The sequence below is a fragment of the Actinoplanes sp. L3-i22 genome (assembly GCF_019704555.1).
GTDB lineage: Bacteria > Actinomycetota > Actinomycetes > Mycobacteriales > Micromonosporaceae > Actinoplanes.
Genome location: NZ_AP024745.1, coordinates 1,886,794 through 1,912,403, shown reverse-complemented (window position 1 = coordinate 1,912,403; position 25,610 = coordinate 1,886,794). Strand labels below are relative to the sequence as shown.

General features: G+C 73.0%; 22 protein-coding genes and 1 pseudogene. 9 read left to right on the top strand and 14 right to left on the bottom strand.

Annotated elements, in window-relative coordinates:
• Positions 1-20 precede the first annotated feature (20 nt).
• Genes lgt through trpC form a run of 5 tightly spaced genes read right to left on the bottom strand, consistent with a single transcriptional unit; the run spans position 21 to position 4,761 of the window.
• Positions 21-1,163, bottom strand: a complete 1,143-nt coding sequence (gene lgt, locus L3i22_RS08815) for a prolipoprotein diacylglyceryl transferase (RefSeq protein WP_221326476.1) — start codon at positions 1,161-1,163, stop codon at positions 21-23.
• A 55-nt stretch (positions 1,164-1,218) separates the two neighbouring features.
• Positions 1,219-1,857, bottom strand: a complete 639-nt coding sequence (locus L3i22_RS08810) for a pyridoxal 5'-phosphate synthase (protein ID WP_255658059.1) — start codon at positions 1,855-1,857, stop codon at positions 1,219-1,221.
• Positions 1,858-1,871: 14 nt separating this feature from the next.
• Positions 1,872-2,669 carry a tryptophan synthase subunit alpha gene (trpA, locus tag L3i22_RS08805; RefSeq protein WP_221326475.1) on the bottom strand — a complete coding sequence of 266 codons (798 nt, stop codon included), beginning with the start codon at positions 2,667-2,669 and terminating at the stop codon, positions 1,872-1,874.
• Complete coding sequence (trpB, locus tag L3i22_RS08800; RefSeq protein ID WP_221326474.1) at positions 2,666-3,907, bottom strand: tryptophan synthase subunit beta; 1,242 nt, start codon at positions 3,905-3,907, stop codon at positions 2,666-2,668. The genes trpA and trpB overlap by 4 nt, the downstream gene beginning before the upstream one ends.
• The gene (gene trpC / locus L3i22_RS08795) at positions 3,904-4,761 is read right to left on the bottom strand and encodes an indole-3-glycerol phosphate synthase TrpC (RefSeq protein WP_221326473.1); all 858 of its coding nucleotides are present in this window, start codon (positions 4,759-4,761) and stop codon (positions 3,904-3,906) included. Before trpC ends, trpB begins: the two co-directional genes overlap by 4 nt.
• Before the next feature lie 319 nt (positions 4,762-5,080).
• Between trpC and L3i22_RS08790 the strand changes: the two genes are divergently transcribed.
• Positions 5,081-5,368 (top strand): hypothetical protein, encoded by a 288-nt coding sequence (locus L3i22_RS08790; protein ID WP_221326472.1) that lies wholly within the window; start codon positions 5,081-5,083, stop codon positions 5,366-5,368.
• A 73-nt stretch (positions 5,369-5,441) separates the two neighbouring features.
• Here the strand turns inward: L3i22_RS08790 and L3i22_RS08785 are convergent, their stop codons facing one another.
• The 3 genes from L3i22_RS08785 to hisI are packed head-to-tail and all read right to left on the bottom strand — an operon-like array spanning position 5,442 to position 7,842.
• The gene (locus L3i22_RS08785; protein ID WP_221326471.1) at positions 5,442-5,987 is read right to left on the bottom strand and encodes a Trp biosynthesis-associated membrane protein; all 546 of its coding nucleotides are present in this window, start codon (positions 5,985-5,987) and stop codon (positions 5,442-5,444) included.
• Complete coding sequence (locus tag L3i22_RS08780) at positions 5,984-7,489, bottom strand: anthranilate synthase component I (protein WP_221326470.1); 1,506 nt, start codon at positions 7,487-7,489, stop codon at positions 5,984-5,986. The genes L3i22_RS08785 and L3i22_RS08780 overlap by 4 nt, the downstream gene beginning before the upstream one ends.
• Complete coding sequence (gene hisI, locus L3i22_RS08775) at positions 7,486-7,842, bottom strand: phosphoribosyl-AMP cyclohydrolase (RefSeq protein ID WP_221326469.1); 357 nt, start codon at positions 7,840-7,842, stop codon at positions 7,486-7,488. Before hisI ends, L3i22_RS08780 begins: the two co-directional genes overlap by 4 nt.
• 206 nt (positions 7,843-8,048) lie before the next feature.
• Between hisI and L3i22_RS08770 the strand changes: the two genes are divergently transcribed.
• A complete protein-coding gene (locus L3i22_RS08770; protein ID WP_221326468.1) occupies positions 8,049-10,037 on the top strand; it encodes a hypothetical protein in 1,989 nt (662 codons plus the stop codon).
• Between the two features lie 292 nt (positions 10,038-10,329).
• On the opposite strand, the gene L3i22_RS08765 is transcribed toward L3i22_RS08770, so the two are convergent.
• Positions 10,330-11,055, bottom strand: a complete 726-nt coding sequence (locus tag L3i22_RS08765) for a DUF2470 domain-containing protein (protein WP_221326467.1) — start codon at positions 11,053-11,055, stop codon at positions 10,330-10,332.
• Positions 11,056-11,125: 70 nt separating this feature from the next.
• Between L3i22_RS08765 and rpsD the strand changes: the two genes are divergently transcribed.
• On the top strand, positions 11,126-11,734 hold the full coding sequence (rpsD, locus tag L3i22_RS08760) for a 30S ribosomal protein S4 (RefSeq protein WP_221326466.1): 609 nt from the start codon (positions 11,126-11,128) through the stop codon (positions 11,732-11,734).
• A 91-nt stretch (positions 11,735-11,825) separates the two neighbouring features.
• On the opposite strand, the gene L3i22_RS08755 is transcribed toward rpsD, so the two are convergent.
• Positions 11,826-13,568 carry an ABC transporter ATP-binding protein gene (locus L3i22_RS08755; protein ID WP_221329863.1) on the bottom strand — a complete coding sequence of 581 codons (1,743 nt, stop codon included), beginning with the start codon at positions 13,566-13,568 and terminating at the stop codon, positions 11,826-11,828.
• Between the two features lie 17 nt (positions 13,569-13,585).
• Entirely contained in the window at positions 13,586-15,358 is a 1,773-nt protein-coding gene (locus L3i22_RS08750; RefSeq protein ID WP_221326465.1) for an ABC transporter ATP-binding protein, read from the bottom strand.
• A 348-nt stretch (positions 15,359-15,706) separates the two neighbouring features.
• Between L3i22_RS08750 and L3i22_RS08745 the strand changes: the two genes are divergently transcribed.
• Complete coding sequence (locus L3i22_RS08745) at positions 15,707-16,333, top strand: TIGR03085 family metal-binding protein (protein WP_221326464.1); 627 nt, start codon at positions 15,707-15,709, stop codon at positions 16,331-16,333.
• 66 nt (positions 16,334-16,399) lie between these two features.
• Entirely contained in the window at positions 16,400-17,710 is a 1,311-nt protein-coding gene (locus L3i22_RS08740; RefSeq protein WP_221326463.1) for an amino acid permease, read from the top strand.
• 45 nt (positions 17,711-17,755) lie between these two features.
• On the opposite strand, the pseudogene L3i22_RS08735 reads toward L3i22_RS08740, so the two are convergent.
• A pseudogene (locus tag L3i22_RS08735) lies at positions 17,756-18,928 on the bottom strand (PLP-dependent aminotransferase family protein); the annotation flags it as partial.
• A gap of 154 nt (positions 18,929-19,082) precedes the next feature.
• Between L3i22_RS08735 and L3i22_RS08730 the strand changes: the two are divergent.
• A complete protein-coding gene (locus tag L3i22_RS08730; RefSeq protein ID WP_221326462.1) occupies positions 19,083-19,274 on the top strand; it encodes a hypothetical protein in 192 nt (63 codons plus the stop codon).
• Here the strand turns inward: L3i22_RS08730 and L3i22_RS08725 are convergent.
• Positions 19,263-20,153, bottom strand: a complete 891-nt coding sequence (locus L3i22_RS08725; protein WP_221326461.1) for a carbohydrate kinase family protein — start codon at positions 20,151-20,153, stop codon at positions 19,263-19,265. The two genes, L3i22_RS08730 and L3i22_RS08725, sit on opposite strands and share 12 nt — an antisense overlap.
• Before the next feature lie 127 nt (positions 20,154-20,280).
• Here L3i22_RS08725 and L3i22_RS08720 point away from each other — a divergent pair, with 127 nt between their 5' ends.
• Both L3i22_RS08720 and L3i22_RS08715 read left to right on the top strand, forming a co-directional pair.
• Entirely contained in the window at positions 20,281-22,104 is a 1,824-nt protein-coding gene (locus L3i22_RS08720) for a long-chain fatty acid--CoA ligase (RefSeq protein WP_221326460.1), read from the top strand.
• 408 nt (positions 22,105-22,512) lie between these two features.
• Positions 22,513-22,851 carry a VOC family protein gene (locus tag L3i22_RS08715; RefSeq protein WP_221326459.1) on the top strand — a complete coding sequence of 113 codons (339 nt, stop codon included), beginning with the start codon at positions 22,513-22,515 and terminating at the stop codon, positions 22,849-22,851.
• A gap of 601 nt (positions 22,852-23,452) precedes the next feature.
• Here the strand turns inward: L3i22_RS08715 and L3i22_RS08710 are convergent.
• Positions 23,453-24,907, bottom strand: a complete 1,455-nt coding sequence (locus L3i22_RS08710; RefSeq protein ID WP_221326458.1) for a PLP-dependent aminotransferase family protein — start codon at positions 24,905-24,907, stop codon at positions 23,453-23,455.
• A gap of 58 nt (positions 24,908-24,965) precedes the next feature.
• On the opposite strand from L3i22_RS08710, the gene L3i22_RS08705 reads away from it, so the two are divergent.
• Positions 24,966-25,589, top strand: coding sequence for a YitT family protein (locus L3i22_RS08705; protein WP_221326457.1), 624 nt, complete (start codon positions 24,966-24,968; stop codon positions 25,587-25,589).
• Positions 25,590-25,610: the final 21 nt, after the last annotated feature.

Genomic DNA, 25,610 nt, shown 5'->3' with positions numbered 1-25,610 from the left:
CCGCTCGCCTTTCCGGTGGGTCAGCGCTCGTCGGCGGGCCGGTCGGCGGGCTCGTCGCCGTCGCCCCCGTCCGCGGAGGCGGACCCCGAGGAAGCGGACCCGGGGGAAGCCGCGTCGGCCGAGTCGGCGGCCGGGCCGGCCGGGCTGGTCACCAGCACCGGTTCCGGCGACGGCAGCACGCCGGTCGCCTGATAGGCCAGGAACTGTTCCTCGGTGACCACCTGGTACGCCACCGGCGCCGGCTTCTTGGCCGGGGTGGCCTCCGCGGACACGTCCACCGCGGAGACGTCGCCGGCCGATTCCACCGCGACGTCCGGGGCGTCGACGGGCACCAGGTACGCCCGCGGCCCGCGCATCACGATGAAGTAGATCGCCGCACCCAGGAACACCGCGATCGAGACGAACACGTTGAGCCGGATGCCGAAGAAGTGGTTGGCCTCGTCGGTGCGGAGCGCCTCGATCCAGCACCGGCCGGCCGTGTACGCCATCACGTAGAGCGCGAACGCCCGCCCGCGGCCGAACTTGAACTTCCGGTCGAGCAGCCAGACCAGACCGCCGACGCCGAGATCCCAGATCGCCTCGTACAGGAAGGTGGGGTGGTAGAGGTCCGGGCGGGTGACCGGCTCACCGTCGATCATGGTGGCGTGGCCGGGGTTGGCCGAGTCCATCTCGTGCACCTGCAGGCCCCACGGGAGCGTGGTGACCTTGCCGTAGAGCTCGTTGTTGAACCAGTTGCCGAACCGGCCGATGCCCTGCGCGATCGGCAGCGCCGGCGCGAGCGAGTCGGCGAAGACGCTCAGCGGGATGCCCATCTGACGGGCCGCGATCCAGGCGCCGACCGCGCCACCGGCGACCGCGCCCCAGATCCCGAGGCCGCCCTCCCAGATGTACAGCGCGCGGACCGGGTCACCCCCGGAGCCGAAGTAGTCCTGCGGCGAGGTGATCAGGTGGTAGAGCCGCGCCCCGACGATGCCGAACGGCACCGCCCAGACCACCATGTCCAGCGACGCCCAGGGCGCCACGCCCCGGTGACGCAGCCGCTGCTCCATGAGGAGGGTCGCGACGACCATGCCGGCGATGATGCAGAGCGCGTAGGCCCGGAGCGGGAACGGGCCCAGGTGCCACACCGACGTGGTGGGACTGGGGATGAGGGCGTAGTTCACGGGTGCACACGCTACCGTCGCCGGGCCAGCACGCAATGCCCAGGGAGGTCCCGATTCAGGGCCAGAGCCGTTCCTTCACCCAGGAATCGGCCGAACGGCGGTAGCGCAGCCGTGGATGCCGTCGCGAGGCCGGATCGCCCTGCCAGAACTCCACGCTGACCGGCACCACCGCGTAGACCGCGTGGCTCTCCGGCACGAAGTCCGGGTCGGCGGCCAGCAGCCGCTCGGCCTCCTGCAGCGCGAGGGTGATGTCCGAGTCCTCGGCCATCGTGTCGCTCTGCACGCTGCTCAGCGACGCCGTCCGGGAGACCGGCGAGCGCGACAGGAAATCCGCGGCCGAGGCCGCAAGACCCAGATCGAAGACCTTTCCGCGTACGCGGACCTGCCGCCCCTGCTCCGGCCAGTAGAACCCGAGGGCCGCGTCCGGCCGGGCGGTGAGCTGCCGGCCCTTGGCGCTGCGGCGGTCGGTCGCGAACTGCCAGCCCCGCTCGTCCACGTCCCGCAGCAGCAGGACCCGGACGTCCGGCAGCCCGTCCTCGTCGACCGTGGCGAGGTTCATCGCGTGCGGCTCGCGTACCCCGGCCGCGACCGCCTCGCCGAACCAGCGCAGGAACAGCTCGCGCGGCTCGGCCGGGGTGCGGTCCAGGTCGAAGTGCGACAGCTCGCCGGCCATCGCCGGGAGGGTGCGTAACAACCAGCTGATACTCATCAGCGGCGGCGCACGCCCTCGGCCAGCTCGGCACTGAGCGCCCGCAGGTTGCCCAGCCCGGCGGCCCGGTCGGGCGCCTCCAGCACGCAGCGGATCAGCGCGCTGCCGACGATCACGCCGTCCGCGAACGCGGCCACCTCGGCGGCCTGGTCCCCGTTGCCGACGCCCAGCCCGACCCCGACCGGCATCGCCGGGTCGGCCTTGCGGATCCGGTCGACCAGCTCGGGAGCCTGCGAGGAGACCGAGGTACGGGCGCCGGTGACGCCCATCAGCGCGGTGGCGTAGACGAAGCCCCGGCAGTTCGCCACGGTCATCGCGATCCGCTCGTCGGTCGACGACGGCGCGACCAGGAACGTCCGGTCGATCCGGTGTTTGTCCGAGGCGGCGATCCACTCGGCGGCCTCGTCCGGGATCAGGTCGGGCGTGATCAGCCCGGTGGCCCCGGCGGCGGCGAGGTCGCGGGCGAACGCGTCCACGCCGTACTTCTCGATGGGGTTCCAGTAGGTCATCAGGACGACCGTGGCGCCGGCCGCGGACACCGCCTCGATGATCTTCAGGGTGTCCCTGGTCCGGACGCCGTTGGCCAGCGCGATGTCGCTGGCCTTCTGGATCACCGGGCCGTCCATCACCGGATCGGAGTACGGCAGCTCGACCTCGATCACGTCGCAGCCGGCCTCGTGCATCGCGATCATCTGCTCGATGCTGTGGTCGACCGTCGGGAAGCCGGCCGGCATGCAGCCGACCAGCACCGCGCGGTTCTCGGCCTTCGCCTTCGCGAAAGTGTCCGCGATGCTCACGTGTTCTCCCCGGGGACGACCGCCTCGACCGGGTCGAGGATGCCGAAGTAGGCGCCCGCGGTGTGCACGTCCTTGTCGCCGCGGCCGGACAGGTTCACCACGATGGTCGGGGTGCGGCCCAGCTCCTCGCGCAGCCGCGGGGCGATCTTCGCGACCCCGGCCAGCGCGTGCGAGCTCTCGATCGCCGGGATGATCCCCTCGGTCCGGCAGAGCAGCTGGAACGCCGCCATCGCCTCGGCGTCGGTGACCGGCTCGTACGTCGCCCGCCCGGTGTCGTGCAGCCAGGCGTGCTCCGGGCCGACGCCCGGGTAGTCCAGGCCGGCCGAGATCGAGTGCGACTCGATGGTCTGCCCGTCCTCGTCCTGCAACAGATAGGTCCGGTTGCCGTGCAGCACGCCGACCGAGCCGCCGGTGATCGACGCCGCGTGCCGGCCGGTCTCCACGCCGTCGCCGCCGGCCTCGAAGCCGTACAGCCGCACCGACGGGTCCGGGACGAACTCGTGGAAGATGCCGATCGCGTTGGAGCCGCCGCCGACACAGGCCGCGACCGCGTCCGGCAGCCGGCCGATCTGATCCAGGCACTGCTGCCGGGCCTCGACGCCGATGCCGCTCACGAAGTCCCGGACGATCTCCGGGAACGGGTGCGGGCCGGCCGCCGTGCCGAGCAGGTAGTGCGTGGAGTCCACGGTCGAGACCCAGTCGCGCAGCGCCTCGTTCAGCGCGTCCTTCAGGGTGCGCGAGCCGTTGGTGACCGGGACGACGGTGGCGCCGAGCATCCGCATCCGCGCCACGTTCAGCGCCTGCCGCTGGGTGTCCGTCTCGCCCATGTAGACCACGCACTCGAGGTCCAGCAGGGCGGCCGCGGTCGCGCTGGCCACGCCGTGCTGGCCGGCGCCGGTCTCGGCGATCACCCGCGGCTTGCCCATCCGCTTGGCGAGCAGCGCCTGGCCCAGCACGTTGCGCACCTTGTGGGCGCCGGTGTGGTTCAGGTCCTCCCGCTTGAGCAGGATCTCCGCGCCGAGCTTCGCGGACAGCCGCTTCGCCGGGTACAGCAGCGACGGGGTGCCCGCGTAGTTCAGCAGCAGGTCCTTGAAGGTCGCCTGGAACTCCGGGTCAACCTTGGCCGAGCGGTACGCCGCCTCCAGCTCGTCGAGAGCCTTGATCAGCGCCTCCGGAACGAACCGGCCACCATACCTACCGAAGTGGCCGGCCAGATCCGGAAGGGACGGCGCCGTCATCGCACCGGCCTGGGCGTCGCCGGGTGGTTCCCGGCGTTGACCAGCTCGGCCACCGCGTCGCGCGGCGACTTCTGGGTCACCAGGCCCTCGCCGACCAGCACCGCGTCGGCGCCCGCCGACGCGTAGCGGATCAGGTCGTGCGGGCCGCGGACGCCGGACTCGGCGATCTTCACGACGTTGTTCGGCAGGCCGGGGGCGATCCGCTCGAAGACCGACCGGTCCACCTCGAGGGTCCGCAGGTCACGGGCGTTCACGCCGATGACCTTCGCGTTCGCCTCGAGCGCCCGGTCCGCCTCCTCCTCGTTGTGCACCTCGACGAGGGCGGTCATGCCCAGCGACTCGATCCGCTCGAGCAGGCCGACCAGCGCGTTCTGCTCCAGCGCCGCGACGATCAGCAGCACCAGGTCCGCGCCGTGCGCCCGGGCCTCGTGCACCTGGTAGCTGGAGATCACGAAGTCCTTGCGCAGCACCGGCACCTTCACGGCGGCGCGCACCGCCACCAGGTCGTCCAGCGACCCGCCGAACCACCGGCCCTCGGTGAGCACGCTGATGCACCGGGCGCCGCCGGCCGCGTACTCCCCGGCCAGCTCGGCCGGGTCGGGGATGTCGGCGAGCGCGCCCTTGGACGGCGACGATCGCTTCACCTCGGCGATCACCGCCACGCCGGGCTTGCGCAGCGCCGCGTACGCGTCGATCGCCGGCGGCGCCGCCGCCGCGAGCTCGCGTACCTGCTCCAGTGGAGTCGCGGCCTGACGTGCCGCTACGTCCTCGCGCACACCGGCGAGGATCTCCTCGAGTACGTTCTGCGGCCGCGCGGGTCCGCCACTGCCCGCTTCCGCCTGATCGGATGTCACGTAATGACTCCCCTCTCCGGGTGTCTTCGGCCCGATGCTAGGCGGCGAGGCAGGCCCCCGGGCTCCCGGGGTATGGCGCGCCTCACGAGTTGGACTGGGGCATAATGCCAGGCTGCCCGCCCCGCATGTCACTTCGCTCACATCGAGCGAACGGCCCTCAGGCCGCTGTGCTGGGGCACCTCCCCCGAACGGCCGACCGTACTTTGCGTTGACCGGGCCGTCACGGTGTGGAAATACGGCTCCGGCATCGTGTGGCTCGGGCAGACTAGTCGACGGCGCCGACGGCGCCGCCACCCGGACGATGATGCGGAGTCGACCAATGGCCACTGATCAGACCCCTCAGACAGCCGGTTTCGCCGAGGTCTCCCGGACCCTCGTCGCCATCGCCGCCGAGGTCGTGACCGGCGTGCAGCGGGCGGTCGTGGGCCCGGACAACATGCGTACCGCCAGCGACAACGCCTGGTCGGCGATCGAGGCGGACCGGGCGCGGGCCGCCGCCCGGGCCGAGACCAGCCGCGCGGTGGCCGCGATCGTCGCCACCCGCCCGCGGCGCACCCGGTCCGCGGCCCGGCACCGCGCCCGCACGGCCGCCGCCCCGGTCCGCTGAAAGCCCGGTCCGCTGAAAAACCCGGTCCGCGGAAAAAACCGGGTTTGCTGATGACGCGAATAAACGCCCGGCCCTAAACGGTCGGATCGTCGCCCCTGTCCAGGGCGTCCCAGGCGGCACGGTTGTCCGCCGGTTCCAGCTCAGAGCTCTCCCGGCGGACGGCCGCGGTGGCCGGCGTCCGTTCGTACCGCGACGACATCGCCGCCCACCGGTGCCCGTGGCGCGCGGCGAGGAACCCGCCGGCCGCCACCGCCACCCCGCCCAGCACGCAGGCCACCGGCCAGAACGCGGCCCCGGCCCCGGCCTCGCCGGCGTCCAGCCCGGCCCGGGCCAGCACCCCGCCGGCTGCCACCCCCAGCCCGGCCAGCAGCAGCACACCGCCGAGCACCCGCCGGGCCAGGCCCTTGGTGGCGAGCAGCGCGCCGGCCCCGGCGAGCCCGACCACGGCCAGGCCGATCAGCCACGGCTGCTCGTCGGCGCCGGTCCGGACGGTCGTCAGATCCGAGAGCCCGGTGCGGTGCTCGACCGTCATCGACCACGTACGGGTGACAGCGAACAGGGTCAGGCCGGCCCCGGCCAGACAGGCCAGGACCGCGGCGGCGTGCGAGCGACGGCTCATCGGGCCGCTCGGAGCGTCTCGGCGGCGGCGATCGCGGCCAGCACGGCGGCCGCCTTGTTCCGGGTCTCCTGCTCCTCGGCGGCCGGGTCGGAGTCGGCGACGATGCCGGCGCCCGCGCCGACGTAGGCCACCCCGTCCTTGAGCAGCGCGGTCCGGATCGCGATCGCCATGTCCATGTCGCCGGCGAAGCCGAAGTAGCCGACCGTGCCGCCGTACAGGCCGCGCCGGGTCGGCTCCAGCTCCTCGATGATCTCCATGGCCCGGACCTTGGGCGCGCCGGAGAGCGTGCCGGCCGGGAACGTCGCGGCCAGCGCGTCGAACGCGGTCCGGTCCGCCCGCAGCCGGCCGACCACGGTGGACACGATGTGCATGACGTGGCTGTACCGCTCGATCCGGGCGAACTCCGGCACCTCGACGCTGCCCGGCTCGCAGACCCGGCCCAGGTCGTTGCGGCCCAGGTCGACCAGCATCACGTGCTCGGAGCGCTCCTTCGGGTCGGCCAGCAGCTCGGCGGCGAGCGCGGCGTCCTGCTCCGGGGTGGCGCCCCGCCAGCGGGTGCCGGCGATCGGGTGCAGCAGCGCGGTCCGGTTCGCGCTGACCTTGAGGTGCGCCTCCGGCGACGAGCCGACGATGTCGAAGTCGTCGAAGCGCAGCAGGTACATGTACGGACTCGGGTTGGTGGCCCGCAGCACCCGGTAGATGTCCAGCGCGTTCGCGTCGGTGGGCCGCTCGAACCGCTGGGCCACCACGATCTGGAAGCACTCGCCGGCCCGGATCGCCTCCTTGGCCTGCTCCACCGCCTTCTGGTAGTCGCCCGGGACGGTCCGGCTGACCGGCTCGCCGGCCGGCCGCCGATGCACCGTGGACACCATCGGCGGGGTGGGCCGGGACAGCGCGGTGGTCATCGCGTCCAGCCGGCCGACCGCGTGGTGGTACGCCGCCCGGCGGGCCGCGTCGTCCGCGTCCTCGGCCAGCACCGCGTTCGCGACCAGCAGCGCCGAGCCGTCGTGATGGTCGAGCACCACCAGGTCGGTGGCGAGCATCATGCCCAGCTCGGGCAGCGGCACGTCGATCTCGGCCGTCGAGGGCAGCCGCTCGAAGCGCCGGACCAGGTCATAGCTGAGATAGCCGACCATGCCGCCGGTCAGCGGGGGCAGGTCGTCGGCCGCGGGGCCGTCGGCGAGCGCCGCCACGGTCTGCCGCAGCACCTCGACCGGGTCACCGTCGAGCGGCACCCCGGCCGGCGGGGTGCCCAGCCAGGCCGCCTCGCCGTTCCGCTCGATCAGGGTCGCCACGCTGCGGACGCCGATGAACGAGTAGCGGGACCACGCGATGCCCTGCTCGGCCGACTCCAGCAGGAAGGTGCCGGGGCCGCCGGCCAGCTTGGTGTAGACGCCGACCGGGGTCTCCCCGTCGGCCAGCAGCTTGCGGGTGACCGGGATGACCCGACGATGCGTACGGACGAATCGGTCTTCGTCGGGAAGTGTCGCTCCGCTGGTCACTGAGCCACCTCCAGTTCCTCGCTGAAACAGGTGTGGGTGCCGGTGTGGCAGGCCGCCCCGGTCTGCTCGACGGTCAGCAGCAGCGCGTCCCCGTCGCAGTCCAGCGCCACCTTCCGCACCTTCTGGTGGTGACCGGAGGTGGCGCCCTTCACCCAGTACTCCCCGCGACTGCGGGACCAGTAGGTGGCCCGGCCGGTGGTCAGCGTCCGATGCAGGGCTTCCGCGTCCATCCAGGCCAGCATCAGCACGTCGCCGGTGCCGTGCTCCTGCACGATCGCGGCGACCAGGCCGTCCGGAGTCCGCTTGAGCCGTGCGGCGATCGCCGCGTCCAGGGAAGTCTCTGCATCTGACACGAGCACGATTGTCCCGCATCGCGGGCGGATATCTTGCACGCGGCATGGAGGGCCCACGATCCGGTCACAGGGGATGTGCCGGACCGATCGGGACGGTACCGTCGGCGGGGCGCCGTACCGCCTAGATGCCCCGGCGCCCGCCGCCGGGTGTGTCTGCGCAGCTCCAAGCACCGGTGGGCGCGCCTTGCGACGGGAGTGGTTTACCGATGGAGCCGACGTCCAGCCCCGACAATGCCCGGCCGGCACCCGGACTCGCCCGATTCTGGCAGGTTCGTCCCGATGCCGAGGCCGAGTCGAGCTATCTGCCCTCCGCCTATCTGCCCCCGGCGGAGGAGACGCGGGAAGCGGAGCCAGTGCCGGAGCCGGAGATGGTGTCCCTGGGCTCCCGCCGGGCCATCGAGCCGGAGCTCACCCTCCCGCCGCTGCCCATCGACCTGATGACCGGGTCCTCCCGGCCGTTCGGACCGCACCCGGGGTCCCCGTTCGCGCCGATCGCCTCGGCCCGCGGACCGCACGGCCCGGGCGACGCCAACGGCTTCCACGGCACCCCCGGCGAGCTGCCGGGCAGCGATCCGTTCGGGCTGAACCGGGCCGCCGGCCGGGTCCCCGGCCCAGGTCGGAGCGACCGCGGCGGGACCCCGCCGACCCGCCCCCGGCACGGCGATTCTGATCACTCGGTCCCTTCGGACCACGAGCCGGAGCCTGGCCAGGACGTAGAGTCTCGGGAGCCCGAGGCCGAAACACCGGGACGGGATACCTCTTTCGGGGGATTCCGGCTCGGCGGCACCGGGCGCTTCCTCTTCGGTGGCCGGGCCCCGGACGCGCACGCCGGCGTCAACGGGCACACCTCCGAGGCGGAGGCTTCGGCCGCGGAGGAGACGCCCGGCGACGCTCAAGTCGCCGAATCACCGGCCGACGAGGAGTCCACCGGTGCCGCACCGGAGGACGAGCCGGCGGACGACACGTCGCCGGAGGCCGGCCAGGACCCCGCCGAGGAGGCGGGACCACGCGACGAGAACGGACGTGAACACATGAACGGACGGGCAGGAGCCCCCGGGTACGCACAGCCCGGCGACATGCCGGGCCAGGACGAGGCGCCCGTGGCGGACGGCCCGCTCGACGAGCCGGTCGAGGTCCACCCGGCCGCCGGCTGGGCGTCGGTCCCGGTCCAGCCGCCGACCTCGGGCGGGCCGGCCGGCCCGGTGTCGGGCGCGCCGGTGTCGCCGGGGTACGCCCCGGCGCCGTACCTGCCGACCGACTTCACCCCGGACCACCCGGCGAGCACGCTGACGCCGGAGCCGAACGGCGAGCAGCCGGCCCCGGTGCCGCTCGACCCGGCGGCCTCCGCGGCCCCGGTCTCCCCGGCCCAGCCGCTCGGCCCGGTCCCGCCGCTCGGCCAGGCCCAGCCGGCCGGTCCGGTCCAGCCGTTCAGCCCGGCCCCGCCGACCGCCCCGGGTCCGCCGCCGGCGCCGGTGACCGGCTCGGCCACCATGCAGCTGCCGGAGCTGGTGTACCCGACGCCGACGCATCCGGCGCCGATGCCGCAGATCCCGGCCACCCGCGCGCCGTCCGACCTGCCGCAGTCCACGGAGACCGGGTTCGCGTTCGGCTCGCCGGCCACCACCGGCTACAGCCTGGGCCGCTCCGGCGAGGCCTTCGGGGTCGCCTCGGTGACCCCGGCCGCGCCGCAGGCCGGTTCGGTCACGCCGCCGCCGCTCGAGTTCCAGCCGTACCCGGAGTCCGGTCTGACCGGCGTCTCGGTCGGCGGTCTCCGGCGCGGTCTGGTCGACGACGAGCGCCCGGCGGCCCGCCGCTCGGCCAGCCTCGAGGACGCCGAGCCGGTTCGCCGGCCGGGCCGTCGCGCGGCGGCCGAGGACGACGATCTCGGTTCCGAGTCGTCCCTCGGCGGCGAGGAGGGCGCGATCATCCGTCCCAACATCTGGGACGAGGACGCCGCCCGGCACTTCCGGGCCGCCTGGCACGAGGTGAAGGCGGAGTTCGTCGACGACCCGGTGAACGCGCTGACCCGGGCGCACGACCTGCTCACCGACGCGGTGAACGAGCTGACCGAGGTGCTGCTGGCCGAGCGGGACGATCTCGACCCGCTGCGCGGCACCGGCACCACGGACACCGAGAGCATGCGGATGGCGATGCGCGGCTACCGCGAGTTCCTGGACCGCATCCTCTCGCTGTAATCCGCCGGCACGCGAAAAGGCGGGCAGCCCCCGGCACGGGGCTGCCCGCCTTTTGCGTTACCCCGCCCTCCGCGGCACCTTCGGACGGGGCGAACGGGATCCCCCCACCCGACGGCGGCAGAAGGAGGGAGAGAGGATCCCGAGCCTTTCAAAATCTTTTTTTATTGCCTCGGCTGCGGCCGATAACTGACCGCCGCTCCCGCGGGGACCCTTCCGACCCTCGCAGGGCGCTGGCGCGCCCAGAACGCGAGGCCCGCAAGGGCGACGTCCGCGGGTGGTTGCGGAAAACCCCCTACGCCGAGCAACGACCGCACAGGATCGGGTGCAGCAGGTGGGCCAGGTCGTGGCGGTCCGTCACCGGGCGCGGGAAGGCCAGCCGGGCGCTGCGCGAGCCCATCCGGACCAGGAAGCCGTAGCGGTCCAGGCGGACCACCTTGGGCTCGTCGCCCGGCCGGGCGGCCTTGCCGAGCTGCCGGCGCACGTAGTCGCCCATCTCGGTCATGTGGTGATCGGCCAGGTCCGCGATCAGGTCGAACTCGATGGCCCGCAGCGGGTCCGGGGACGCCTCGGCGTAGTCGTCCGGGTCGATCTCGACCAGTTTCTCGGTGCGCTCGAAGCGCACCTCGGCCACGTCCATCCGGTACAGCGCCTGGGTCCCGCCGACGTCCAGCAGATCTCCGCAGGCGTCGGTGTCGGCGTAGTCCAGCGCGGCGGCGCGGGCCTCGTCGCCGGTGAGGCGAGCGGCCCAGCCGGAGACCCAGACCCGGCCGAGCGCCGGCGACGTGGACATCGGCGGGACGTCCCGGATGTCGAGAACCAGCGCGGTGTCATCGTTCCCCGGCTGCGGCCGCAGCGCCGTGACCAGCGTGCTCCCGGTCGGCACGAGCAGCAGCGGGCGCCCCTGGGCGTCGGTCACGTGCCGGACCGGAAGCGGTCCGGGGTGGCAGGCGATGTGGGCGACGGCGGGCAGGTGACCGGCGGCGAGAGTACGCGCGATCTCGGCGGGACTGGGTTGCATGTCGAGCACCTCCGGGCACCGGTTAGGCTTACCTAAGTTAGGCAAGGCTAACCGTAACAGGAGATCCGGCGTGAACAACTCGCGACCCAAAGCCAAGCTCTCCCGGGCGCTCGGCATCCCTCTCACCCGCAAGTGTGTGAAGTACTTCGAGCGGCGGCCGTTCCCGCCGGGCGTGCACGGCCGCGGCCGGCGCAAGAGCTCGGACTACCAGGTCCGGCTGCTGGAGAAGCAGCGTCTGCGGCACCAGTACAACATCAGCGAAGTCCAGATGCGGGCCGCGTACGACGCCGCCCACCAGGCCGAGGGCAAGACCGGCGAGACCATGGTCACCCTGCTGGAGCGCCGTCTCGACGCCACCGTCTTCCGGGCCGGCTTCACCCGCACCATCTACCAGGCTCGTCAGCTGGTCGTGCACGGTCACTTCACGGTGGACGGCAAGAAGGTGGACCGGCCGGGCTACAAGCTCAAGCCGGGCCAGGTCATCGAGGTCAAGGAGACGAGCCGGCAGAAGCCGCCGTTCCAGATCGCGGCGACCGGCGCGCACAACGACGGGCCGACCGCGCCCTACCTGTCGACCGTCCTGGAGGAGCTGCGCACCACCGTGATCCGGGTGCCGGTGCGCACCGAGGTCCCGGTGCTCTGCGACGAGCAGCTCGTCGTCGAGTACTACGCGCGATAAAGCTCATGCATCGCTGAGATGGCGGGTTTCTCGCCCCGGTCGCGGTTGCGGCCGGGGCGAGCGACACACCATCTCACCAGGTAAAACCTGGTCAGCGTGTCTGTTCAAGCCAGCTGGCGTAGAGCTTTGCGTAGATGGAGTCCGGCTCGGCGACGAGCTGGGCGTGCGGGCCGCGTTGCACGACGCGGCCCGCGTCCACGACGATCACCTCGTCCGCGGCCTCCGCGGTGGACAGTCGATGGGCGATGGCCACCGTGGTCCGGCCGCGGGTGACCAGGTCCAGCGCGTGCTGCAGGCGCACCTCGGTGGCCGGATCGACCGCGCTGGTCGCCTCGTCCAGCACCAGCAGGTCGGGGTCCGCCACGTACGCCCGGACCAGCGCCACCAGCTGCCGTTCCCCGACGCTGAGCGCCTCCCCGCGCTCCCCCACCGGGGTCTCCAGCCCGGCCGGCAGACCACCCAGCCAGTCGGCCAGCCCCAGCTCGGTGAACGCGTCGAGCAGCTGCCCGTCGGTGAGCGCCGGCTCGGCGAAGCGGATGTTCTCCGCGATGGTGGCGTCGAAGAGGAACCCGTCCTGTGGGACCATCACCACCCGCGACCGCAGCGACGAGAACTGCACCGAGGTCAGTGGCGTCCCGGAGAGCAGCACCTCGCCCGCGGCCGGATCCATCAGCCGGGTGAGCAGCTTGGCGAACGTGGTCTTCCCGCTGCCGGTCTCCCCCACCACGGCATACTTCCGCCGCGCCGCCAGCTCGAGATCGACGTCCGACAGGACGATCGGGCCGCCCGGATACCGGAACGAGACGTCGGCGAAGCGCACCGACAGCGGCCCGGCCGGCAGCGGCACGCCCCGGTCGTCCGGGTCGGCCACGTCCGGCTCGACGTCCAGCACGTCCAGGATCCGGCGCCAGCCGGCCACCGCGTTCTGCGCCTCGTTCAGCATGTCGGTGGCGATCTGCACCGGCTGGATGAAGAGCGTCACCAGGAACAGGAACGCGGTCAGCTGCCCGACGGTCAGATCCCCGTCCGCCCCGAGCAGCACCCCGACCACGACCACCCCGGCCATCGCCAGCCCGGCCCCGATCTCGCCGCTGGAGAAGCTGGTCACGCTGGTCTTCAGCGCCTTCTGCTGGGCCTGCCGGAGATCCTCGATCGAGGTGTCCAGCCGGGCCTGGGTGCGGCCGGAGACCCCGTAGGCCCGGATCACCGTGGCGCCCACCACACTCTCCGCGATGGCGCCGAGCATCACCCCGGTCCGCTCCCGGGACGCCTGGTAGACGGCCCGCAGCCGGGTCTGGAACAGCCGGATCACGCCGACCGCCGGGCCGAACGCGACCAGCACGACCAGCGCCAGCTGCCAGGAGTAGACGAACATCACCGCGGCCGAGACCAGCAGCTGGCCCGAGGCGAGCAACAGCTGCACCCCGCCGAACTGCAGGAACTGGGAGATCTGGTCGACGTCGCTGGTCACCCGGGAGACCATCGAGCCGCGCCGCTCGGACTGCTGGTGCAGCATCGACAGGTCGTGGATGTGCCGGAACGCCCGGGACCGCAGCGCGGCCAGCGCGGTCTCGCTGACCGTGAAGAGCCGCCGGGTCATCAGGTACCCGCACAGCGTGGAGATCAGCAGCGCGCAGAGCGTGAACAGCACGATCTCGCCGACCACGCCCAGGTCGGGGCCGCCGGCCGCGCGGATGCCGTGGTCGATGCCCTGCTGCACGGCGATCGGCACCGCGACCCGGCCGGCCATCTGCAGCGTGGCCAGGACGATCGTGCCGCCCAGCCCGGTCCGCAGCTCCGGCGACAGCGCCAGCCCCCGCTTGACCGTGGCCATCGTTCCCTCAGCCGTGCTCACTTCTCTGCTTCCTTCTCGTACGCCGTGACCAGCGCCTGGTAGCCCGCGTGGAACGTCATCAGCTCGGCGTGCGTCCCGGTCGCCACCACCCGGCCGCGATCGAGGAAGACCACCTCGTCGGCGAGCGCGATGGTGGCCCGCCGGTACGCCACCACCAGGATCGACGCGTCCGCGTCCCCGCCGCGCAGCGCGTTCAGGATGTCCGCCTCCACCCGCGGGTCGACCGCGCTGGTGGCGTCGTCGAGCACCAGCAGGCGGGGCTTGCCGGCCAGCGCGCGGGCCAGCGTGAGCCGCTGCCGCTGCCCGCCGGAGAGCGAGGTGCCACGCTCGCCGACCGCGGTGTCCAGCCCGGCCGGCAGCCGGTCGACGAACCGCTCGGCCTGGGCCAGCCCGATCGCGGACCGGACCGCGTCGTCGTCGACCGCGGGCCGGTCCAGCGCGATGTTGCCGCGCACCGTGTCGTCGAACACGAACGGGATCTGCGGCACCAGCGCGGTCGCGGCGGCCAGCGCGGACAGCGCCAGATCCGGCAGCTTCACCCCGTCCAGGCCGACGCCGCCGGACTCCGGGTCGACCAGGCGCACGGCGAGCGAGGCGATCGTCGACTTGCCCGAGCCGGTCGCGCCGACGAGCGCCACGGTCTTTCCGGCCGGCACGGTGAAACTGACGTCGTGCAGGACCGCGGGGCCGTCGCCGTACCGAAAGTTGACGTGCTCGAACCGCAACTCGGCCGGGCCGTGACCGGGCAGCGAACCCTCGCCGTAGGCGAGATCGCCCTCGGCGCCGAGCACCGCCTGCACCCGGTCCCAGCCGGCCACGCTGCGCGGCAGCTCGGCGACCACCCAGCCGATCGCGCGCACCGGGAACGCCAGCACGGTGAACAGGAACGCGACGCTGACCAGCTCGGTGACCGTGATCGCGCCGGTCTGCATCCGCCACGCGCCGAGCAGCAGCACGGCGAGCGTGCCGAGGCTGGGCAGGCTGTCCATCAGCGGGTCGAACAGGCCGCGCAGCCGGCCCACCGCGATCAGCGAGTCGCGCAGCTCGTCGACGAAGACGCCGAACCGGCGCGACTCGTCGGCCTCCCGGCCCATCGTCTTGACCACCAGCGCGCCGTCGAAGCTCTCGTGCGCGACCGCGCTGACCTTCGCCCGGTTCTGCTGGACCCGGATCTGCCGCGGCGACATCCGCCGGGAGTAGACCAGGTTGAGCCCGAACAATCCGGGGAACAGCGTGGCGCCGACCAGCGCGAGCACCCAGTCGGTGACGAACAGCGAGATCAGCGCGCCGATCAGCATGACGATCGTGCCGACCGCGAACGGGAACGGGGCGATCGGGCCCCAGGCCGCCTCGACGTCCGAGTTCGCGTTGGAGAGCAGCGTGCCGGTGGCGTGCCGCTGGTGCCAGGCCGGCGGCAGCGCCAGGTAACGCCCGGTCACCGCCCGGCGATAGCGCGCCTGGAGGTGGAACTGCATGTACCCGGCGCCGAGGCGGCGGCCGAAGATGCTTGCCACGCGCAGCGCGCTGATCCCCAGGAAGACCGCGGCGACCAGGGCGAGCTCGCCGGTGCGGGCGCGATGCGCGGCGAAGGCGGGGACGACGATGTCGCCGATCACCCAGCCGACGACGTACGAGTTCGCGATGATGAGCAGCCCGAACAGGCTGCTGCCGATGGTCCCGATGGTGAAGAGGCGCGGTTCGGTACGGATCGCGTGCCCGAGCACCCGCAGACCCCGTCCCAGCACGTCGCGGCTGGCCCTGCTGCTCAATGTCCTACCTGACTGGTAAGTATTGACCGGCGAATCCGGCCTTACCGATCCCATCCTGCCGAACGAGTGGCCGCCACCCCAGTGTTTACATTGTGGTGACGATTACACCCACGAATCCCCGCCCCCGGAAATTCGGGCAGCGACAAGTGGCCTGACCAGCCGGCCTCCCCCGCCGCATGATCATCGATGCGAGGGACTCCATGCGGCCCCGGGCGGGAAGACCCGGGTCGGCGCGTTCTCCGGGGACGGCGATCGCTATCAGGTCAGGCTGGGCTACGCCGCGTGCTCAGCACGGACCTGCCTCGTTCCGGTTACCGGGGAGCACGTGATCCTGCATACGATCGGTGGATGAACGACTACGCCCGCCAGGAACGCCGGCTGCTCGCCGACCTGCTGCTGCGCGAGGGCCCGGACGCGCCGACGCTGTGCACCGGGTGGACCACCCGGGATCTGGCCGCTCATCTGGTGATCCGGGACCGTCGCCCGGACGCCTCGGTCGGGATGCTCGTCCCGGCACTCCACTCCTACGGTGAGCGGGTGCGCCTGTCCAAGGCCGCGCTGCCGTACCCCGACCTGATCGCCGAGGTGCGTCAGCCCCCGGTCTGGAGCCCGGTCAGCAACCCGCTCACCGATGGTCTCGCCAACACCCTGGAGTTCTTCATCCACCACGAGGACGTCCGCCGCGCCGCCCCGGCGTGGGAGCCGCGTCCGCTGCCCGCCGGGCACCAGGCCGCGCTCTGGCGCAGCGGCAAGCTCACCTCGCGGATGGCGCTGCGCCGGGCCGGCGTGGTTGCCGAGGTGGTCGCCGACGGGTTCCCGCCGGTGCGCACCGGCCCGGCCCCGCAGGTGCGGATCACCGGCGACGCGGGTGAGCTGGCGCTGTTCTTCTCCGGGCGGCAGCGGATCGCCCGGGTCCAGATCGAGGGCGACCCGGCGGTGGCCGAGCGACTGCGCGGGGCCAGTTTCGGGTTCTGATTGGCTCATTCAAAACCCACAAGATTGGCCTGAGCGTACGGGCCAATCGGGCTCTAGGTTCGTCCCATGACCGCCCGACTCTCGGTGGCTCAGGGCACGGCGCTGTCGATCGGCGCCGTGCTGGGCACCGGGCTCATCTCCATGCCGGCGCTGGCCGCCGCGGCCGCGGGACCGGCCGCGCTGCTCGCGTGGCTCGCCCTGATCCTCCTCTCCGCCCCGCTGGCCTGGACGTTCGCGGCGCTCGGCGCGCGCTTCCCGGACGGGGGCGGGGTGGCGACGTACGCGGGCATGGCCTTCGGACGACGCGCGTCCGCCGCCGTGGGGTGGTGCTTCTTCTTCGCGGTGCCACTGGGCGCGCCGGTCGCCACGTCGTTCACCGGTGGGTACGTGGCGGACGCGCTCGGCGGCGGCCGGACCACCGAGCTGCTGACGTTCCTCGGGGTGGTGCTCACGGCGTACGTCATGAATCTCTTCGGTCTTCGCATTTCCGGCCGTGTGCAGCTGGTGCTCACCGGCACCCTGGCCCTGCTGCTGGTGGTGACCGTGCTGGCCGCGCTGCCGCACCTGAGGTTCGCGAACCTGACCCCGTTCGCGCCGCACGGCTGGGCCGGGCTGGGCGCCGCCGCGGCGATCCTGGTCTGGGGTTTCGCCGGCTGGGAGGCGCTCTCGTCGCTGTCCGCGGAGTACCGGAACCCGCGCCGCGACGTGCCCCGGGCCACGATGCTCGCGGTCGCCGTGGTCGGCGTGCTCTACCTGGCGGTGGCCGCGGTCAGCGTGCTGACCCTCGGCCCCGGCCTGGCGACCAGCCGGGCGCCGCTCGCGGATCTGCTGGCGATCGGCGTCGGCGGGCCGGTCCGGACGGTGACCGCGGTGGTCGCCGTGGTGCTGACGCTGGGCGCGGTGAACGCGTACTTCGCGGGGGCCGGCCGGCTCGGAGTGGCGCTGGCCCGGGACGGCGCGCTGCCGGCCCGGGTGTTCGGGGGCCGGCGCCGCTCCCTCACCGTCATCCTCGTGGTCAGCCTCGGGTGCGCGCTGCTGCGGCTGCCGGTGGCGCGGTCGGCGCTGCTGGTGACCGGCTGCTTCACGCTGGTCTACGTGATCGGCACGGCGGCGGCGCTGCGCCTGCTCCCCCGCGGCTGGTCCCGGGTGGTGGCCGGGGTCGCGTTCGTGGCGGTCTGCGGCCTGCTGTGGCTGAACGGGTGGCCGGCGCTGCTGAGTCTGGGGTTCGCGGCCGGCGCGCTGACCTATCAGGTGCTAACCGATAAATTCGGACAGAATCGTCAGGCCTTCGTCGATCAATTCCGGGTTCACCGCGCCGAAGCCGAGGACCAGGCCGCTGCGCCCGCCGTCGTAGGCGCTCAGGTCGTCGATCGCTAGCCCGCGTTGCCGCGATTTCTCGGAGATGTCGGTCACGAGCGAGCCGAGCGCGGTCACGTGCAGGCCGGCCGCCGACGGCACCACGTCCAACCCCGGCAGCCGCCCCAGGAACGCCACGATCCGATCGTGCCGGGCCGCGTACTCCCGCCGGGCGCGCCGCACGTGCCGGGCCAGCTCGCCCTCCTCGATGAAGCGGGCCAGCGCCGCCTGCACGGCGACCTGCCCGTGGCCGTCGGTGAGCTGCCGGGCGGTGGCCAGGGCGGGCCGCAGGCCGGGCGGGGTGAGGATGAACCCGGTCCGGATCGTGGGCAGCATGCTCTTCGAGAACGTCCCCACGTAGAGCACCCGTTCGCACTGGTCGAGCGCCCGCAACGGCTCCAGCGGACGGCTGCCGAAGCGGAACTCGCTGTCGTAGTCGTCCTCCACGATCGCGGTCTGCCGGCGCCGCGCCCAGTCCAGGAGCTGCCGGCGGCGGTCCAGGCTGAGCACCGGCCCGAGCGGGAACTGGTGCGACGGCGTGACGTAGACGATCCGCGCGTGCGCCGGCAGCGCGTCCACCACCAGCCCCTCGCCGTCGACCGGGACGCCGGCCACCCGCGCGCCGAGCGACGCGAACAGCGCCCGGGCCGGCGGGTATCCCGGCTCCTCCATCGCGACCGTGTCCCCGGGCCGCAGCAGCACCCGGCCGATCAGGTCGAACGCGTGCTGCGCCCCGTTGGTGACCAGCACCTCGCCGGCGGTCGCCCGGAGCGAGCGGGCGTACCCGAGATAGCGGGCGATCGCGGCCCGCAACGCCGGGTGACCGTACGGATCGGCGTACGTCCCCGGCCCGTTGGCCCGCAGCCGCAGCTCGGCGGCGACCATCCGCCGCCAGGTGTCGAACGGGAAGAGCCCGGCGTCCGGGATGCCGACCCGGAAGTCGTACCGCGGGGGCGGCCCGTCCCCACTCGTCGGCACCGGGTCGACCGCCCAGCCGGGGCTCGGCCGCAGCGGGTCGGCCACCGGGCGCGGGGTCTTCCGGGGCGCGCGGGCCGCGGCGACGAACGTTCCCGCCCCGACCCGCGCGGTCAGGTGCCCCTCGGCGACCAGCCGCTCGTACGCCCCGGCCACGCTGCCCCGGGAGACGCCCAGGTCAGCGGCGAGCGCGCGGCTGGCCGGCAGCCGGTGCCCGGCGGGCAGCCGGCCGTCCGCGATCGCCGCGCGCAACGCCCGGTACACCGCGGCGGTCGTCCCGCCCGGGCCCGGACCGGTCTCGATCACCAGATCCACGCCTCGACGGTATAGACAAACCAGGATGCCCGGCAGCGTAGTTCCGCGCCTACGCTCAGGAACGGAGCATCAGTAGCTCAGTAAGAAACTCGAGGGGGATGACATGAGAATCCGACGTGGCGGGTTCCGGGCAGCGGTGGTGCTGCTCGTGGTGGCAAGTGCGCTCGGGGTGGCGGCCGGTCCGGCGGCCGCGAAGGACCCGGGCGTGTCCCTGCTCAACCCGGGCGGCGACGTCTCGCTGCTCACCAATCCCGCGGTGTCGCTGCTCGGCAGCCCCGCCGTCTCACTGCTCTGACAGCCGTCCGCTTCTCGTCCGTAACTCCTCCGCGGTGACGAACGCATCCGCCCCGACCGTCCGGGTGCAGGCGTAGGCGCCCGCGACCGTCCCGTCCGCCAGGCATTCGCCGTCGCTCTTCCCCGCGGTCCACGCGGTCAGGAAGGCGGCGGCGAACGCGTCCCCGGCCCCGTTCGAGTCCACGATCGGCCCGCCCGGGTCGGCCGCGTCCCGGTGCGTCATCCCGGCCCGGGTGAACAGGTCCGCCCCGGCGGCGGCCCGGGTCACCACCACGTGCGAGGCCACCCCGTCGGCCAGGATCCGCCGGGCCGCGCCGTCCCGCAGGGCCACCCCGCTGACGAACACCACGTCCGCGCCGAGCGCGAAGTCCCGGTGGTGCGGGTTCGCCCCGTCCCAGTCGTGCAGGTCGGTGGAGATGGTCACCCCGGCCGCCCGCAGCGACGGCAGCAGATGCCGGGCCCAGTCCATGATCGTCACGTGCACGTGCCGGATCCCGGCCGGCAGCGGCTCGTAGTACGCCACCGGCAACCGGTAGCCGGGCACGTCCCGCCCGTCGTACAGCGACAGCCGCCGGCCGTCCGGACTCATCAGGTTGACCGCCCGCCGGGTCCCGCCGGCGGCCGGCACGACCCGCAGCGGAATGTCCCACTCGCGGAACGCGGCGATCACCCGGCGCCCCGGGCCGTCGTCGCCGATCGTGTCGATGACCTGCACGGACTCGCCCAGGGCGCGCAGCCCGAGGGCCACGCAGGTGCCGGTGTGCGAGACATGGTCCTCGATCGGGCCGCGGGGCCGCGCCGAGTCCGCGCCGAGCACCGGCAGATCCGCCACCGGGACCACGGTGTCGACACCCGTCCCGCCGATCACCAGGAAAGCCATGGGCTCACCGTAGCGACTAGGATTGACGTCAGTTTCCGGGGCGCTCTAGCCGTGTCACCGCCATCCCATTACCCTGCGGTAACAACGACGTTACGTCCCCCCGTTGAGGTTTTGAAGGCGGCGCTTGATGGCTCTCGAGGTTCCCTACCGGTCGATCCCGGACATGCTGTTCCAGCGCGTGGCCAAGACCCCCGACGCGCGGGCGTTCGCCGGGCCGAACGCGGACGACTCCGGGATGAGCTGGCTGACCTGGCGCCAGGTGGGTGAGCGGGCCACGGCGATCGGCGCCGGGCTGCGCGAGCTCGGCGTCGGGCTGGAGGACCGGGTCGCGATCCTGTCCAGCACCCGGCTGGAGTGGGTCCTCGCCGACCTCGGCATCAACGCCGCCGGCGCGGCCGCCACCACGGTCTACCCGACCACCGAGCCGGAGGACACCACGTTCATCGTGTCCGACTCCGGGTCGAAGGTGCTGATCGCGGAGAACCCGAAGCAGGCGCTGAAGATCGCCGGCGCGACGACCAGCCTGACCAAGGTCGTGCTGATCGACGGCGCGGCCGACGCCGGCGCCACCCCGCCGCAGATCACCCTGGCCGATCTGGAGGAGCTGGGCGCCGCGGCCCTCAAGCGGGACCCGGGCCTGATCGACGACGTGGTCGCCGAGCTGACCCCGGACCACATCGCGACGCTGATCTACACCTCCGGCACCACCGGCCGCCCCAAGGGCGTCGAGCTGCTGCACCGCGCCTGGACCTGGGAGGGCGTGGCCCAGGAGAGCACCGGCCTGTTCTCCCCCACCGACCTGCACTACCTGTGGCTGCCGATGTCGCACGCGTTCGGCAAGACGCTGCTCTGCGGCATCGTGCACGTGGGCGTGCCGACCTACGTCGACGGCCGGGTGGACAAGCTGATCGACCTGCTCGGCGTGATCCGGCCGACGCTGATGTGCGCCCCGCCGCGGATCTTCGAGAAGGTCTACAACAAGACCGTCACCAGCGGCCTCTCCGGTTCCGGCCTGAAGCCGAAGATCTTCACCTGGGCCGTCGCGACCGGTAAGAAGAAGGTCGCCCTCGAGCAGGCCGGCAAGCCGGTCCCGGCCGGCCTCAAGGCGCAGTACGCGGTCGCCGAGAAACTGGTCTTCTCGAAGCTGCAGTCCCGGCTCGGCGGCAACCTGCGCGTGCTGGTCAGCGGCTCGGCCGCGCTCAGCCGGGACATCTCCGAGTTCTTCGCCGCGGCGAACCTGCCGATCCTGGAGGGCTACGGCATGACCGAGGCCTCCGCGGCGAACTTCGTGAACCGCCACGGCCGCCTCAAGATCGGCTCGGTCGGTGAGGCGCTCGGCGACCTCGAGGTCCGCATCGACACCGACGGCGAGGTGCTGCTGCGCGGCGCGCCGGTGATGCGCGGCTACCACAACCTGCCCGAGGCGACCGCGGAAGCGTTCACCGAGGACGGCTTCCTGCGCACCGGCGACATCGGCGAGCTGGACGCGGACGGCTTCCTGCGCATCACCGACCGCAAGAAGGACCTGGTCAAGACGTCCGGCGGCAAGTTCATCGCGCCGAGCGCGATCGAGGGCGCGTTCAAGGCCGTCTGTCCCTACACGTCGCAGGCGATCGTCGTCGGCCAGTCCCGCAACTTCGTCACCATGCTGATCACCCTGGACGAGGACGCGATCGCCGGCTGGGCCGCCGACGGGCCGCTCGCCGGCAAGAGCTACGCGGAGATCGTCGCCGCGCCGGAGACGCACAAGCTGGTCGAGGGCTATCTGGCCGAGCTGAACAGCAAGCTCAACCGGTGGGAGACGGTCAAGAAGTTCACCATCCTGCCCCGCGACCTGAGCATCGAGAACGGCGAGATCACGCCGTCGATGAAGATCAAGCGCCGCAGCGTCGAGACCAACTTCGCCGGCCAGATCGAGAAGATGTACGAGGGCTCGCTCGCCCAGATCTAGCCCGTTCCGGAACGGCCGCCTCTGCTCTCGGAGGCGGCCTTTCTGCTGCTTGAAACCTTTCTTTGCCTCGGTCCGCCGGGGTACAGATCGTCGCTCCCGCGGGGACCCTTCCGGGCCTCGCAGGGCGCTGGCGCGCCCAGAACGCGAGACCCTCCAGGGCGATGTCCGTGGGTGGTCGCGGTTTCAAAGGACCCACGCGAGCGCCGCCGGGGTCCGGCCGGCGGCGCGGGCCGGCCCTCATCGACCACCCGGACGACCGGGTGCGCTTCCGCATCGCGGCCGGCCGGCTTTCGCCGTTGTTCCCGGGCCCGGAAGAGCCGGGCGCACCGGCCGGATTCGCTCATCGTCGCCCGCCCCGGCCGGAGTCCGTCATACGTTGCACGGGTCCGACGTGACGAAGGGGGAGACATGCCGATCCGCACGATCACCGTCCCGGTCAAGGACCTGGACGCTGCCAAGGCCCTGTACACCAGGTTGCTCGGGGTCGAGCCGTATGCCGACGCGCCCTACTACGTGGGCTTCCGGCCCGAAGGCGGCCCGGAGCTGGGTCTCGACCCGCACGGTGACGTCGCCGCCGGCCCGGTCGTCTTCTGGCACGTCGACGACATCGCGGCCGAGGTGGAGTCGCTGCTCGCGGCCGGCGCCACCGAGGAGCGCTCGATCCACGACGTCGGCGGCCCCCTGATCGCGACCCTGCTCGACGCCGACGGCAACCGCTTCGGCCTCTACCAGGGCCCAACCGCCTGACCAGCCGCCGTCCCTCCGCACCGCGCTCTCCGGCCGGCACCCGAGGTCGTTCCAGAGCCCGATAACAACGTAAGAACCAGCCGGAGCCGGCCGGCGCGCGGCCGGGCGAGGCGCGGCTCGGGCGGCGCGGGAGCAGGCGCGGGCGCGGGCGGGCGCTGGCGCGGGCGGGCGCTGGCGCGGGCGGGCGCTGGCGCGGGCGGGCGCTGGCGCGGGCGGGCGCTGGCGCGGGCGGGCGCTGGCGCGGGCGGGCGCTGGCGCGGGCGGGCGCTGGCGCGGGCGGGCGCTGGCGCGGGCGGGCGCTGGCGCGGGCGGGCGCTGGCGCGGGCGGGCGCTGGCGGGCGCTAGCGGGCGGCTCGGGCGGGCAGCGCGGGCGCGGGCGGGCTGGGCCGGGAGGTGCGGCCGGAGCGAGGTGTGGGGCGCGGCGTCGCGTGGGTCCTTTGAAACCGCAACCACCCTCGGACGCCGCCCTGGAGGGCCTCGCGTTTTTGGGCGCCCCGCGCCCTGCGAGGCCCGGAAGGGTCCCCGCGGGAGCGACGATCTGTACCCCGGCGGACCGAGGCAAAGAAGAATTTGATCTTGAAGGTTTTGGGGAAAGAGCTGGTCAGGCGATCACTGAGGGGGTTCGCCAGCTGGGGCGGGCGCCGCGGTCGAGGTCGTGGCGGACCGAGGCGATCCGGCGGACCGCTTCGACCAGGTCATCCGCGGGGAGGGTGAAGGGCAGGCGCAGGAAGCGTTCCAGCGTGCCGTCCAGGCCGAAGCGCGGGCCCGGGGCGAGGCGGACGCCGACGTCCTCGGCGGCGCGGGAGAGGGTGCTGGAGATCGGGCCGTCGAGCTCGGCCCAGAGCGTGACGCCGCCGCCGGGGACGAAGAAGCGCCACTCCGGCAGCTGTTCGCGCAACGCCGTGACCAGCGCGTCCCGGCGGAATCGGAGCTGGGCGCGGCGGGCCTCGACGATCGACGGCGCCAGGCGCAACAGTTGGACGGCGACGAGTTGTTCCAGGACCGGGCTGGCCATGTCGACGCCGACCCGGATCGCGGCGAGGCGCTGGACGAGCGGGGCCGACGCGCGCACCCAGCCGATCCGGAGGCCACCCCAGTACGGCTTGCTCATCCCCCCGATCGACAGGACCCGGGAGTGCCGGTCGAAGACCGCGACCGGCGGCGGCATCTCCGGATCGTCGAGTGGCAGGTCCACGAAGGACTCGTCGACGACGAGTTCGGTGCCGGCCGCGTGGGCCGTGGCGACCATCCGTTCGCGCAGGTCGGCGGGCATCAGGTGGCCGGTCGGGTTCTGGAACTCGGTGATCATGTAGGCGAGCCGCGGCCGGGTCTGCCGGAGCGCGCCGAGCAGCAGCTCGCCGTCCCAGCCGGTGGCGGTGTCCATGCCGTGCGTGCTGATCCGGGCGCGCCGGGCGGAGAGTGCGGCCAGCGCGTTCGGATAGGTCGGCGTCTCCACCAGGACCGGCGCGCCGGCCGGCACGGTCAGGCGCAGGACCAGGTCGAGCGCCTGCTGGGTGCCGCTGGTGATGAGGATCTGCTCGGTGGAGGTGGGCACGCCCCGGTTCGTGTACATCTCGGCGACCGCGGCGCGCAGCTCGGCCAGGCCGGTCGGGTGGTAGCCGGCGCTGCCCAGATACCGCGGCAGCTCCTCGGCGGCGGCGCGGGCGGCCGGGACCAGCTCGACCGGCGCGGCGGACGCGGCCACCCCCATGTCGATCATGTCGAGGTCGTCGTCCGGGGTCCACAGGCCGGAGGTGGCGACCCGGTGCCCGTTCGGCAGCGTGGTCCAGCTGCCGGCGCCGCGGCGGCTGGTCAGGTGGCCGCTCTCGCGCAGCGCCCGGTACGCCGCGGACACCGTCGTCCGGCTCACGCCGAGCGACTCGGCGAGCTCCCGCTCGGCGGGCAGCCGCACCCCGAGGGGCAGTCGCCCGTCGGCCAGCAGCCCGCGCACGGCGGCGGCCAGCGCGGCATAGTCCGGACTCCGGTGACGGCCCGGCAACGAGTGCCACCGACCGAGCAACCGGGCCAATTGGTCCCCGCGAACCGACGTGGTCATAGCCACCTCCCGACGATTGGCACTTTAACATCGCGGAATTGGCATCGAGAGTGGCAGCATGATCCTGGTTCGACGCGTCACACAGCTTCTCGCCGGACTGGTCCTCTACGGCGCCAGCATGGCCCTGATGATCGAATCCGGGCTCGGCCTGAACCCGTGGGACGTCTTCCATCAGGGACTGTCCGAGGCGACCGGGATCAGCTTCGGCTGGATCGTGCTGCTCGTCGGCGTGCCGGTGCTGCTGCTCTGGATCCCGCTGCGGCAGCGCCCGGGCGTCGGCACGGTGGCCAATCTGGTGATCGTCGGCTTCTCCGCGGACGCGGCGCTGGCCCTGCTGCCGGCCGGCGCGACGATCCCGGCCAAGGTCGGCGATCTGGTCGGCGGGATCCTGCTGAACGGGTTCGCGACCGGGCTGTACCTCGGCAGCCGGATGGGCCCCGGCCCGCGGGACGGGCTGATGACCGGGGTGCACGCGCGGTTCCCGAAGCTGTCGATCCGGGTCATCCGGACCGGCATCGAGCTGCTCGTGCTCGGCGCCGGCATGCTGCTGGGCGGGACGGCGGGGGTGGGGACGATCGCGTACGCGCTGGCCATCGGCCCGCTGGTGCACCTGTTCCTGCCGAAGCTGACGGTGCCCGAGCGTGGGCGCCAGCCGCACATCGGTGCGGTGCCCGCACACTGAGACGGGTCGACCCCGATGTGC